The sequence below is a fragment of the Binatus sp. (SeqCode) genome, from assembly GCF_036522015.1.
GTDB lineage: Bacteria > Desulfobacterota > Binatia > Binatales > Binataceae > Binatus.
In genome coordinates this window covers 1-13065 of sequence record NZ_DATDGQ010000277.1, presented here as the reverse complement: position 1 = coordinate 13065, position 13065 = coordinate 1, and the positions used below count along the sequence as shown (strand labels likewise).

The 13065-nt window shown below is 60.9% G+C and carries 13 protein-coding genes; 6 read left to right on the top strand and 7 right to left on the bottom strand.

The window, feature by feature from the left end; genetic code table 11:
* The 3 genes from VIW95_RS11990 to VIW95_RS11980 all read left to right on the top strand — a co-directional run.
* Positions 1-634 (top strand): G1 family glutamic endopeptidase (locus VIW95_RS11990; protein ID WP_331586751.1); only part of this gene is annotated, 634 nt, incomplete at its 5' end.
* A gap of 150 nt (positions 635-784) precedes the next feature.
* Positions 785-1972, top strand: coding sequence for an acyl-CoA dehydrogenase family protein (locus VIW95_RS11985; RefSeq protein ID WP_331586748.1), 1188 nt, complete (start codon positions 785-787; stop codon positions 1970-1972).
* Positions 1973-2045: 73 nt separating this feature from the next.
* Positions 2046-3725, top strand: a complete 1680-nt coding sequence (locus VIW95_RS11980; RefSeq protein ID WP_331586745.1) for an alkaline phosphatase family protein — start codon at positions 2046-2048, stop codon at positions 3723-3725.
* A gap of 27 nt (positions 3726-3752) precedes the next feature.
* Here the strand turns inward: VIW95_RS11980 and VIW95_RS11975 are convergent, their stop codons facing one another.
* Positions 3753-4118, bottom strand: coding sequence for a VOC family protein (locus tag VIW95_RS11975; protein WP_331586743.1), 366 nt, complete (start codon positions 4116-4118; stop codon positions 3753-3755).
* 270 nt (positions 4119-4388) lie between these two features.
* Between VIW95_RS11975 and VIW95_RS11970 the strand changes: the two genes are divergently transcribed.
* Positions 4389-5732: an ammonium transporter gene (locus VIW95_RS11970; protein ID WP_331586741.1), complete on the top strand. Its 1344-nt coding sequence runs from the start codon at positions 4389-4391 to the stop codon at positions 5730-5732.
* Positions 5732-6766 (top strand): SDR family oxidoreductase, encoded by a 1035-nt coding sequence (locus VIW95_RS11965; RefSeq protein ID WP_331586739.1) that lies wholly within the window; start codon positions 5732-5734, stop codon positions 6764-6766. The genes VIW95_RS11970 and VIW95_RS11965 overlap by 1 nt, the downstream gene beginning before the upstream one ends.
* Here VIW95_RS11965 and VIW95_RS11960 read toward each other — a convergent pair whose 3' ends face one another.
* The 6 genes from VIW95_RS11960 to VIW95_RS11935 form a co-directional block, all read right to left on the bottom strand.
* Positions 6767-7009: a hypothetical protein gene (locus VIW95_RS11960; protein WP_331586737.1), complete on the bottom strand. Its 243-nt coding sequence runs from the start codon at positions 7007-7009 to the stop codon at positions 6767-6769.
* Between the two features lie 23 nt (positions 7010-7032).
* The gene (gene rodA, locus VIW95_RS11955; RefSeq protein WP_331586735.1) at positions 7033-8136 is read right to left on the bottom strand and encodes a rod shape-determining protein RodA; all 1104 of its coding nucleotides are present in this window, start codon (positions 8134-8136) and stop codon (positions 7033-7035) included.
* Between the two features lie 16 nt (positions 8137-8152).
* Positions 8153-10039 (bottom strand): penicillin-binding protein 2, encoded by a 1887-nt coding sequence (mrdA, locus tag VIW95_RS11950; protein ID WP_331586733.1) that lies wholly within the window; start codon positions 10037-10039, stop codon positions 8153-8155.
* Between the two features lie 79 nt (positions 10040-10118).
* Positions 10119-10655 (bottom strand): rod shape-determining protein MreD, encoded by a 537-nt coding sequence (gene mreD, locus VIW95_RS11945; RefSeq protein ID WP_331586731.1) that lies wholly within the window; start codon positions 10653-10655, stop codon positions 10119-10121.
* Positions 10656-10660: 5 nt separating this feature from the next.
* Entirely contained in the window at positions 10661-11509 is an 849-nt protein-coding gene (mreC, locus tag VIW95_RS11940) for a rod shape-determining protein MreC (RefSeq protein ID WP_331586729.1), read from the bottom strand.
* Positions 11510-11563: 54 nt separating this feature from the next.
* Entirely contained in the window at positions 11564-12604 is a 1041-nt protein-coding gene (locus tag VIW95_RS11935; RefSeq protein WP_331586727.1) for a rod shape-determining protein, read from the bottom strand.
* A 221-nt stretch (positions 12605-12825) separates the two neighbouring features.
* Between VIW95_RS11935 and VIW95_RS17635 the strand changes: the two genes are divergently transcribed.
* On the top strand, positions 12826-13065 hold a 240-nt coding region (locus VIW95_RS17635), incomplete at its 3' end, for a SurA N-terminal domain-containing protein (RefSeq protein WP_414645289.1).

The following is a 13065-nucleotide window of genomic DNA, read 5'->3' as shown; positions in this document are numbered from 1 at the left end:
CTACACCTCAGCGCAGGCGACCTGGGTGGTTCCTAGTGTCGTCTTCAAGAAGAAGCCCGCAGTTTCGTCAAATTGGGTTGGGATCGGCGGATTTTGCAAAAATTCGCAATGCAGGAGCGTCGATCGATCTCTTATCCAGCTCGGTACTGCGCACGAGGCACTCAGCCGTACGAGGACAAACTATTTCGCCTGGTACGAAATGCTACCTGCAGCCTCGATCCCGACTTCGCTCGTCGTGAATCCCGGCGACGTGATAACCGCGTCACTGAGCTGTGCGGGTAATTGCACCGGAACCCAGAGCTGGACGCTTTCGATGATGAACGAGACAACCGCCCAAAGCTGGACCCAGGATTTCAGCTACGCTTCCTCGAATCTGTCGGCAGAATGGATTGAAGAGGCTCCCTCTGGCCGTAACGGAATCCTGCCGCTCGCGGACTACGGCACCTCGACTTTCGACCAGTCGATGATCAATGGCGTTGGCGCCGACCTCTCGCTGGCCGACACTATCGTTATGCGCGATCCCCATGGCGAGTCGTCGAACGTGTCGGCTCTGGACTCGACGTTCGACGGCTTCAGCGCGTGTTTCGGACCGCATAAAGCGCTCAAGCCGTGTTCTTTTGTTCCGCTGCCCTGAGGCTTGCTCCCCGTTGATTCAGGTTCCCTGGCCCGCGGCTCTTGCCCCGCGGTCCGAATGGGCGGTACTCAAGAGATACTACTTTAGTCGGCTGGCCTGAGCGTGCCGCGTAGTATCGACACGAATTTCGGTACGGGGAGTTCTAAAAGAATGGATTTTACCTGGAGCGCTGAACAAGACGCTTATCGGATGGACGTGCGCAAGTGGCTCGAAGCCAATCGCCCGCAATCTCTCGCTCGCGGCGAAGACCCTGAGGCCGGCGGCGACGACGCAGTCTGGCAGCGCCTGAAGGCATGGCACAAAAAGCTCTACCACGCCGGATGGGCCGGGCTGACGTGGCCGAAAGAATACGGCGGGCGCGGCGCAACCTTCATCGAGCAGGTCATCTTTCAGCAGGAGCTCGGCCGCCTCAACCTGCCGATGGGATGTAACGTGCTCGGCGTCATCATGACCGGCCCCGCCCTGATGCAATGGGGGACCGACGAGCAGAAAAAGCGCTACCTGAACCCGATCCTCGCCGGCGACGAGATTTGGTGCGAGGGAATGTCGGAGCCAGGCGCGGGCTCGGACCTCGCGTCGATCCAGTGCAAGGCCGAGCTCAAGGGCGACGAGTTCGTCGTCAACGGGCAGAAGGTCTGGACCACGATCGCGCATCGCGCCGACTTCGTGCAGCTCTTCGTGCGCACCGATCCCGACGTGCCCAAGCACAAAGGGATGAGCGCGCTGCTGGTCGATATGAAAGCGCCCGGCGTCACCGTGCGTCCGCTCAAGCAAATCACCGGCGACAGCGAGTTCAACGAAATCTTTTTCGAAGACGTGCGCGTGCCCAAGGAAAACCTGCTCGGCCCAGTGAACATGGGATGGCAGGTGCTGGTCTCGACCCTGATGCACGAGCGGTTCGGCATCGGCGAGACGCTCGGCGGCACCGAACAGATGCTCCATCAGCTCGTTCAGATCGCCAAGTCGGTGCAGCTGAACGGCCGGCCGGCGATCGAAGACAACGACATCCGCCAGCAAATCGCGCAGTTCGCGATCGAGGCGACCGCGAAGAAATACAACGGCCTGCGGAGCCTGTCGAAACGGCTCAAGGGTCAGCAGCCCGGGCCCGAAGCGTCGATCTCGAAGCTGCTCTCGACCGACCTCGGCCAGCGAATGACCAAGTTCATCACGCGGCTGCTCGGCGAGTACGCGCTGCTCGAGCGGCACACCCCGTTCGCCCCCGACGGCGACTGGATGCGCCGGATACTGTCGTCGGAGTCGATGACAATCGCGGGCGGCACGTCGCCGGTGCAAAAAAACATGATCGGCGAGCGCATCCTGCAACTCCCGAAGGGCTGAAGCACATACGATCGCTACCTAGCCGATCCAGACTTTCGGCGAGCATCGTGCCGCAACGACACCGGGGATGAATGTGACGCGGCTGCCTTCTTGCGCAACCTACATCGTCGCCGTCGTGATGCTTTTTCTTTTCTCTTGCGGACTGGCAAAGACTTCGGGGTTCGTTACTCACACGATCGAAACCGGTGGTGAAGAGCGCGCGACGAAGGTCGAAGTGCCCGCATCGCCGACCGGACCGCGGATGATCATCTTCGCGCTGGACGGCGCCGTTCCTGCCGGCATGATGGACGATATCAAAACCCTTCAGATGCCCCACGTCAAAGAGCTGCTGGGTAACGACCAGGGCGACGGACTATTCGAGCACGGTTACGCAGCGCCCGAAGCTTTGAGCGTGCTTCCCTCGAGCACGATCGCCGATTGGGCATCGATCTTCACCGGCAGCGTGCCGGCGTGGGACGGGATCCCGGGTGACGAATGGTTCGACCGCGAGACCGCGACCTTTTTCGCTCCGGTGCCGGTCTCGATGACCGACGTTGCCGACAATACCAAGCTGGTGACCGACGACCTCATCGGTAACGAGCTCAAGGTCCCCACACTTTACGAGCGGCTGCGAGTTAGGTCCTACGTGTCGATGCTATCGGTGCATCGCGGGGCCACTTTTTACACGACGGTCGGCCCGGATTCGCTTTCCGACCTCTTCCGTCACCTGGTGAGAGGCACGCTCATGGGCCGGGAACCCGAGAGGTCGCTAAGTGGGACCCTCGATCGCGCTTCAGTCGAGGAGCTGAACAAGGCGATCGACGAACACGGCATACCCGATTTGCAGGTTGTGTACTTTCCGGGGATCGACATATTCACACATGCTGCAGAAGATCCGCTGAATTCGCAGATGCGATATCTCGCGCACGTGACCGATGGTGCTGTAGGGCAGGTGCTCGACGAATATCGCCGGCACAATGCGCTGGACAATACCTACGTCATCTTTATCTCCGACCACGCGCATATTCCGACGATGAACGATGAGAAGCATCGGCTCGGACCCGATGACGACAGCTCACCATTCAAGGCAGTCGCGGAGGCCGGCTTTCGCGTCCGTAAGGCGTCGCTAATCGTCGGCGACGCGGACAAGGATTTCCAGGCTGTACTCGCCTATCAAGGCTCGATGGCTAACATCTACCTGGCCGATCGCACCACCTGCCCCAACGACGACGACAATTGCGATTGGAAAAAACCGCCGCGCTTCGAAGAGGACGTGATCCCCGTCGTGAAGTCGCTCTATCAATCGAATCGACGCGGACGTCCGATCGCAGGCCTCAAGGGCAAGCTCGATCTGATTTTTTCCCGTCAGCCGACGCCCTCCGGCACCAACGCGCTCCCGTTCGAAGTCTTCGATGGACAACAACTCGTCCCGATTGACGACTACTTGAGCGAGCATCCGCGGCCCGATCTTCCCGAGCTGTCGGAACGCATGCGATGGCTCGGCGCTGGACCGTACGGCAACCGAGCGGGCGACATTGTGCTGTTGCCCAAGGCCTGTATGAACGTGCCGATCGAGAATCGATATTATTTTGCCGGGATGACTCACTACTCATGGCATGGCAGCGCATGCGAGCAGGATGGCCACATTCCGTTCATACTCGCGCAGGCGAAGGGCTCAGGCGAGAAGATGCGATCGATCATGAACAAGTTCGGCGGAACGACACCATCTGAGCGAAAGATGACTCCGCTGGTCGTTTCAATCTTCGGGAAATGACCGCCGACCGGTGCGACGTTTCACCGATCAGGCTCGGGTAAGAAGCTCCAGTACGTGGCCGTTGGGATCCTTGAAGTATACGCCGCGCCCGCCACGCCGGGTGTTGATCTGCATATCCTCTTGCGAGAACGGACCGCTGCCATATGGAATGCCGGCCTCTTTGATTCGACCGAAGATAGCATCGAATTCCGCATCGGCGACCTGGAAAGCGTAATGGTGCATCTCGAAATGCTCCCAGTTGTCGAAATCGAGCGTGAGCGTTTCGTTGATTCTGACCGGAGCAAAATGACCCATCGCCCCGTCGTATTTGAGCCCAAACATGTGCGCGAAAAACTTTGCCGAGGCCTCTTTGTCATGCGCCGGTACGATCGTGTGATTAAGCGTAATAGCCATAACTCGTCTCCATCTTTGTTGATCCGCTTATAGTCGACAGCCGCGCTTCACTAATTGGTAAAGTATTACCTTTTGAAAGTAAGTCAAGAGATTGCTTGACTAACGATCGCGCCCGCAACACTCGACCAATTTGAGAGTGACTCCGCTCGTCGTTTCAGCTTCGGGAAATTATAGCCGCGCCAGGCAGGTTGTCTTTTCCTGAAAACTTCGCCACGTTCACTCGCAATTGAGAGCTTGGCGTGAGCTGTTGCAACTCAGGAGGCCTCGAAGATGATTCATAGATCGGTACGCGCTCTCAAGCGCAGCACTGGAATCGTGATGACAGTGATGATTTGCCTGGCGATCGCGTCGCCCGCGGCTGCTGCGATTCCCGGTGCGCCGAAATTCGACGGCGCCGACACCGCGTGGTTGCTGCTCTGCGCCACGCTCGTTCTAATGATGACGATTCCGGGGCTCGCGCTCTTTTACGGCGGGATGGTGCGGCGCAAGAACGTGCTCTCGACGCTGATGCAAAGCTTCATCCTGGTCGCGATTGTGTCGATCCAATGGGTGCTGTTCGGCTACAGCCTCGCGTTCTCGCCGGGCAGCGCCTTCATCGGCGCGCTCTCGTGGGCCGGGCTCGCTGGCGTCAGCGCAACGCAGCCGTATGCCGCCTATTCGGCGACGGTGCCGCATCAGGCGTACATGATTTACCAGTGCATGTTCGCGGTGATCACGCCCGCGCTCATCACCGGCGCAATCGCGGAGCGAATGTCATTCAAAGGCTTCCTGGTTTTCAGCATCATGTGGATCACGCTGATTTATGATCCGCTGGCGCATTGGGTCTGGGGCGTCGGCGGATGGATTCACGAGATGGGCGCGCTCGACTTTGCCGGTGGCACCGTCGTGCATATTTCGTCGGGCGTCGCCGCACTCGCCGCCGCGCTGATGGTCGGTCCGCGCCGTAGCTATGGGCGCGATCCGATGCCGCCGCATAACCTGACGATGACGGTCACCGGCGCCGGATTGCTGTGGGTCGGATGGTTCGGCTTCAACGCGGGAAGTTCGCTCGCCGCCGACGGCTTGGCGGTGTCAGCATTCGTCGCGACGCATCTGGGCGCGTCGGCCGCAACGCTCACGTGGGTGGCGGCAGAATGGTGGATCGGCGGCAAGCCCACAGTGCTGGGCGCTGCGAGCGGCGCAGTAGCGGGACTAGTCGCGATAACTCCGGCATCAGGCTACGTCGGTCCCGGCGCCGCAATAGTCATCGGCGGCGTCGCGGGCGCACTGTGCTACAGCGCGGTGCGAATGAAGTCGCGATTCGGTTACGACGACGCGCTCGACGTGGTCGGCGTGCACGCAGTCGGCGGAATCTGGGGTGCGCTCGCGACCGGATTGTTTGCGAGCGTGTTGGTCAACGCCGCCGGCGCCAACGGACTGCTCTACGGAAACCCGCGTCAGCTACTCATCCAGGCAACAGCCGTCGTCGCGACCATGGCGTTTTCATTCGTCGGCAGCACGATTCTGCTCAGGGTGACCGACGCACTGGTTGGACTGCGTGTGATGGATGAGGCAGAACAGATCGGACTGGATCTCAGCGAACACGAGGAAGCGGCGTACGCTTTCGAAGCGTGATGAGTACCTCCGACGCTACGAAACCGCTGGCCGGGAAAATTGCGCTCGTCGCAGGCGCGACGCGCGGGGCTGGGCGCGGGATCGCCACGATGCTCGGCACGGCCGGCGCGACTGTCATTTGCACCGGGCGCAGTACTCGCGGAAATCCCGCGACTGCGGGCAGACCCGAAACGATCGAGGAGACCGCCGAGTTGGTCACCGCGGCGGGCGGAGTCGGCGTCGCAATCCGGGTCGATCACACAGTCGCAGATGATGTGCGCGCGCTATTCGATCGGGTCGAGCGGGACTTCCAGCGGCTGGATGTTCTGGTCAACGACATTTGGGGCGGCGACGAACTGAGCGAATGGGGCAAGCCGTTTTGGAAGCTGGATCCCGCAAAGGGCCTCAAGATGCAGGAGTTGGCGGTGCAGACGCATATTCTGACCGCCCGCTTCGGCGCGCCTATGATGGTCCGGCAAAAGTCGGGGCTTATCATCGAAATCACCGACGGGATGCATCTCGACTACCGTGGCAACCTGTTTTACGACCTCGCAAAGATTTCCGCGATCCGGCTCGCCTACGCGATGGCGGTCGAACTTCGCAGACACAACGTCGTTGCGCTCGCGCTGACGCCGGGTTTTCTCCGCTCGGAAGCAATGCTGGACGGGTTCGGTGTGACCGAAGCAAACTGGCGCGACGCGGTCGCAAAGAATCCGGATTTCGCCGAATCCGAGACTCCCGCCTATGTCGGACGCGCCGTCGTCGCGCTCGCGACGGACGCGAACGTTGCGGCCAAAGCGGGCAAGGTGTGCTCGAGCTGGACGCTCGCGCGCGAGTACGGTTTTCGCGACGCCGACGGGCGCCAGCCCGATTGGGGCGGATATTTCGAACGCATGGTGAATGCAATTCTCGATCGCGGCGGCCCGAGCAACAGAGACGAACAGTTGCGGGTCTGGAGCCGCTACGAACAAATTCGCAACGATCAGGAAAAAACAGAGGAGGCTGCGCGCCTGGTCGCCGCGCTCAATCGCGCGGGCGTATCGATTCTTCCGTAGTTAGCGCTGCATTGCCTGGAAGATCATCGGCCCGGCTTCGGTCATCATCTCGCCGAGGATTTCGCTCAGCGGCTTGCTCGGCATCGCGAGCTTTTCGGTGAGCGATTTCATCACCGCCAGGTAGTGGCGCTTCATCTCGGGGCTGATCGTTTCGAGCCTGACGTTTTCCATCACATCGACGAAGCGCCGTTGCACTTCGACGATTTCGATATCGAGTGGATCGGTGAACTTTTTTTTGGCCAATTTGCTTTACCTCGTCGAGGAACTCAGAACAGGTAGCGGCGGGTGTTGATGCTGATGAGAATGCCCATCGCCGCCATCATCGCGATCAGCGACGAGCCTCCGTAACTCACCAGCGGCAGCGTGATTCCCACCACCGGCAGCATCCCGGTCGCCATTCCGATGTTGACCGCTACCTGCCAGAAGACAATCGCCGTCAGTCCGACAGCGAGCAACGCGCCGAAGCGGTCGCGCGCATGCCGCGCGATCCATGCGCCGCGCAGAATCACGCTGGCATACAATCCGAGCAGGAGAAGTGCGCCGGCCAGTCCGAACTCCTCGGCGAAAACCGCGAAGATGAAATCGGTGCTCTGCTCGGGCAGAAAATTCAGCCGCGCCTGCGTGCCTTTCAGAAATCCCTTGCCCATCGGACCGCCGGCGCCGATCGCGATCTCGGATTGAATGATGTGGTAGCCCGAGCCGAGCGGGTCGGCTTGCGGATTGATGAAGCTGACCAGCCGCTGGCGCTGGTAGGGTTTGAGATAGTGCCAGCTCAGCGGAGCTGCGAGCATCCCGGCAATCGCCAGCACCAGCATCGTGCGCCAGTTCAGGCCGGCGACGAACACCAGCGTGATTGTGATCAGCACGAGCACCAGCCCCGTGCCGAGGTCGGGCTGCTTGAGCACCAGTGCGGCGGGGACGCCGAGCAATATGAATGGGACGATCAAATGTTGCAGGCCCCATCCGCCTTTCGGCGGCTCCTCGCGCAGATAACGCACCATCACGAGCACGACCGCGAGCTTGGCCAGCTCAGACGGCTCGAGGTGAAAGAACCCGAGGTTGATCCATCGGCGCGATCCGCCGGTGGCGTGGCCCGCGACCATCACGGCGATCAAAAGTCCTATCACCAGCACGTAAAACGGATACGCGTAGGCCTGCAGCGTTCGATAGTCGACCAGCACCGCGACCAGCAACGCGGCGGTGCCGGCGGCGATCCAAATCAGCTGGCGAATCACCAGCGGATCGATAATCTTGTGCCCTCCGTACGACGCGCTGATGACGCTGACCAGTCCGATACCGGCCAGCGCGATGACCAGGATGAACAGCGTCCAGTCGAAATGAAGAATGTACCTGCGATCGCCGGCCGCCATCAGGGCCGCACTCCTGTCATGGCGAGCTGTTGTCGAGCACGCGCGCGATTTCCGGTGTCGGCGGCGGCGGATTTAGCTGGAAGTAGCGCTGGAAGACGTCGTGAATTATGGGCGCCGACGCGCTGCCGCCGTGACCGCCGTGCTCGATGATGCAGGCGGCGGCGATGGTCGCATGATCCTTCGGCGCGAACGCGATGAACCACGCGTGGTCCTTGTACTGTTCGGGCGTATTCTTGTCTTCTTCCTCTTCGCTCTCGCCGCCACCCTTGTCGCCGACGACTTGCGCGGTGCCGGTCTTGCCGCAGACGACGACGTTGTCGAGATGTGCTTTGTGCGCGGTGCCGCCGGCGCCGTTGACGACGTCGGCCATCGCGTCCTTCACGTCCTGCAGCGCGTCCGGATCGATTTTGATTCTGTTTTCGATCACCGGCGGATACGACTTGGCGATATTGCCGTCAAGTCCTTCGACGTACTTTACGAATTGCGGCTTATAGCGGATGCCGCCGTTGGCAACTTGCGCGGCGACCTGCGCCATCTGGAGCGGCGTCGTCGCGACGTAGCCCTGACCGATTGCGACCGAGAGCGTTTCCGCGGGGTACCATCGCTCGTGATAGCGCTTCTGCTTCCACGCCGACGACGGGATGGTGCCGGGATTTTCATGATCGAGATCGATGCCGCTCTTGATGCCAAGTCCCATCTGATTGGACCACTTCGCGATCCGATCGACGCCGAGTTTTTCGCCGACGTTGTAAAAATAAACGTCGCAGGAGCGCACGATCGCGTCGTGCAGCTCGATGGTGCCGTGGCCCTGATGACGCCAGCAGTGGTACTCGCGTCCACCGAACCACATCCCGCCGGGACAGTTGTATTCGGTTTCAGGCTTCAGCGTGCCTTCCTGCAGTCCCGCGATCGAATCGACGATTTTGAAAGTCGAGCCCGGCGGATAAATTCCCTGGATGACGCGATTCTGCAGCGGATGATTGGGGTCGGTCATCAGTTCTTTCCACGCCGAAGCCTTCACCCCGCCGCCGAAGATGTCCGGGTCAAAGGCCGGATGCGAAACCATCGCGAGCACTTCGCCGTTGCGCGGATCGATTGCGATGAAAGCGCCATTCTTGCCGGCCATCGCCTGCTCTGCCGCCTGTTGCAGATTCAGGTCGATAGTCATGACCAGGCTTTCGCCCGGCGTATCGGCGATTTCCTTGAGTACGCGCAGCCTCCGCCCGACCGCATCGACTTCGATCTCCTGTCCGCCCGCGTTGCCGCGCAGAAAATTCTCCCACACGCGCTCGAGGCCGAATTTTCCGATCTCGTCGCCCATGTGGTAGTCCGCATGCGACTTGAGATCGCCCACGGTCACTTCGCCGACGTAGCCGAGCAGATGCGCGGCGAGCTGGCCGTAAAGGTAATGCCGTGCGGGCGTTATCTGCAGACTCACGCCGGGCAGGTCGAGCTGATGCGCCTCGAGCGCCACCACCTGCTGCCATCCGAGACGCTCGGCGACGGTGATTGGCTCGTAGGGCGGGCGTCCAGCTTCATCGGCGTCGGAAATTTTATCCGCAATCTGATCCGCGCCGGTATAGCGCGCCAGCCGTTCGATCGTCAGCGAAAGATTGTCGGAATCCTCGGGCACGATTTGCGCGTCGAACGACGGACGCGTATCGACCAGCGGACGGTGGTTGCGATCGAAAACCAATCCGCGCGGGGCGGGTACGCGCTGGAGCCGAATCCGGTTACGATCGGCCGACTCGACATTGTCCTTATGATGCAGAACCTGCAGGTAGTACAGGCGCACCGAAAGGACCGCCAAAACCGCGAACATCATGACGGTCAACGACACGATGCGCGGTTCCAGCGGCGGCACCGGCCGATTACTGCTCCTGGAGATGTGGAACTTCGCCACTTATGGTTCCCAACTAATCCTACAATCTATTCGCGCGCCACGCTCGCAAGCAATCCTCTGTCCCAATGCTGGCCACGAGTTACAGTTCAACGCGCCGCTCGCGACCGTGCCCGTCGCGAGTCGCTCCCGCAGGCAATCCCGTCAGACGTTTGGTGACGGCCAGTATTGAGAAAATGAAGGGCGCGATTATCGCCGTGATGAATGCCTGGAGCGCCAATCCAGGGAGCATCGGACCCGTGCTGGAGAGTGCGCCGAAGCCGTTGGCGATGGCGACGGTGCCCAGCGCAGTCGCGATCACGCCGAAGAATACCACTGTCGCGCCGACGCCGGCGTTCGCCACCATCAGCCGCGTCGAAATTTCGTAACTCACCAGGAAGACCATCGTCGTCATAAAAGCGTTGAGTCCCGGATGCGAGCCGGCGATCGCGTCGGTCGCGTAGCCCATCGTGAACGCGAGTATCGCGGGCACGACACCATGATGGCGCAGGCCGAGATCGACGGCGAATATTATGATCAGGTTTGGGATTAGCGACCGAAACGAGAAGATGCGCGCGCCCGCCGATTCAAACGCCAATCCCAGCACCACAAAAACCGCAAACAATAGGAAGAGGCGCAACCGCGTCAGTCCTTCGCCTGATCTTCGAGAACTGGCGGCGGCTGGGTCAGAATCAGCACCTGCTCGAGTTCGCGAAAATCGACCGCCGGCGTGATCTTCACCCCAAGGAAAAGTCCCGGCCCTTCCCGATGCACACTTTGAATGGTGCCGACCAGCAGGCCGCGCGGGAAAATCCCGTCAAGGCCCGAGGTCACGATCGTGTCGCCGGAGCGAATGTCCTGCGAACGATCGGCGTACTTCAGCATCACGCCGTCGTCCACCTGCCCGGCGACGATTCCGCGCGCCCGTGAGCGTTGATCGAAACCGTCGAGCGCGGAGTTGTGATCGTTGACCAACAGTACGCGCGAGGCCTTCGGACTGACGGCGATGATCTTGCCGACCACGCCCTGGTTCGCCAGCACCGCCATGCCGGGACGAAGCCCGTTGTCTGTGCCCGAGGCGAGAACCAGGGTGCGCGAGATGCCGTTGGCGTCGCTGCCGATCACGTTGGCGGCGACCGCGTTGGTGCCAAGTGCGTTCTTGAGCTCGAGCAGTTCGCCGAGGTGTTGATTTTCGACCTCGAGCTCAGCCAGCCGAGCTTGATCGCTCTTGACGCGCGCGAGCTCGGCGCGCAGATGCGCGTTTTCGTCGCGCACATGAACCAGCTCGAGGTAATCGCGCGTGATCGACGAAGCGCCGTCACTGAGATGGGTGAACGCGCCGGTAACGGGGCTGATGACTTCGAGAAATGCGGATTGCGGACGGGCCGCGAGGTCGCCGGGATGTACGCCTGTCGAGATCAGATGAAGCGACAGAATTAGCAGTGCGCCGCTCGCGAGCAGCACACGGTTGCGCCAGAGAAAGCTGCCTCTCACGTCAATCCAGCCCGACGCGCCGGCTCAAGTTTCAGAAAATCTGCCGCGAGTCGATCACTCAACGGTCACGTCGCGCAGCAGCGACAGTTCGTCCAACACCTTGCCCGCACCCATCACGACCGCGGTCAACGGATCGTCGGCGAGCGTGACCGGAAGCCCGGTCTCCTCGCGCAGCAGCACGTCGAGGTTGCGCAGCAGCGCGCCTCCTCCCGCGAGCACGATGCCCTTGTCCACGATATCCGACGCGAGTTCCGGCGGCGTGCGCTCGAGCGCGATTCGCACCGACTCCACTACCTGGCGCACCGGTTCCATCAGCGCCTCGCGAATCTCCTCGTCGGTGATTTCAATAATCTTGGGCACGCCTGCAACCAGGTCGCGGCCCTTGATCTCCATCGTCTGGATCTCGTTGCCGGGGTAGGCCGATCCAATGGTGATCTTGATCAGCTCGGCGGTGCGCTCGCCAATCAGCAAATTGTACTTGCGCTTGATGTGCTGAATGATCGCCTCGTCCATCTTGTCGCCCGCCACTCGAACCGAGCGCGAGAAGACGACTCCCGCCAGCGAGATGACGGCGACCTCGGTGGTGCCGCCGCCGATATCGACAATCATGTTGCCGGCCGGCTCGGTGATCGGAAGTCCGGCGCCAATCGCGGCCGCCATCGGCTCTTCGATCAGATAGACCTCACGCGCGCCCGCCGATTCCGCGGATTCGCGCACCGCGCGTTTCTCGACCGCGGTGATTCCGAACGGCACGCAGATGACGATGCGCGGGCGCGGACGCACGAGCGTCTTGCCCGAATGAATTTTCTGGATGAAGTAGCGCAGCATGTTCTCGGTGATCTCGAAGTCGGCGATGACGCCGTCCTTCAGAGGCCGAATCGCGACGATCGAACCGGGCGTGCGTCCGAGCATTTTCTTTGCCTCGGAGCCAATCGCCAGCACGCGCCGCGAACCGCGCGAATCTTTTTGCACCGCGACGACCGACGGCTCATTGCACACGATGCCTTCGCCCTTCACATAGATGAGCGTGTTGGCGGTGCCGAGATCGATCGCCAGATCGTTGGAAAACCAACCGAAAATAGAATTAAGGACCACGAATTTCTCCCCTCGCCTGCCCGGTTCAGACTAATGCCGGTACCAAGCCCCGGCTCGACCACCCCAAAGACGCGGCCCAAATGTTGAAGAATTCTATGGCGGAGACGTTTGGGTCCGTCAAACTTAACCGCTGCGCGACAGGCTAACAGCGACTGACGAGCCAAGCAAGCAACCAGGCGCAATTGCGAACCGAAAAGGCACTAAAGTATGATGCGGATTCAATGTTGGAAGGAATCCGCCGTTACCAGTACTCCTGGCAAGTACAAGTGCCGTTCGTCTTGCTGGGGATTATCATGGCTTTTTGGGGTTTCGGCGCAGGCCTGTTCGGCAGCATCCATCCCATCGCGACCGTCAACGGGCAGAAGATACTTGGCGACCAAGTCGATCGCGAAGCTAACCAACTGCGCGCCACCCTCCAACAGATGTACGGCGCCGGCGCCCAGGCCGTGCTCAAGAACATC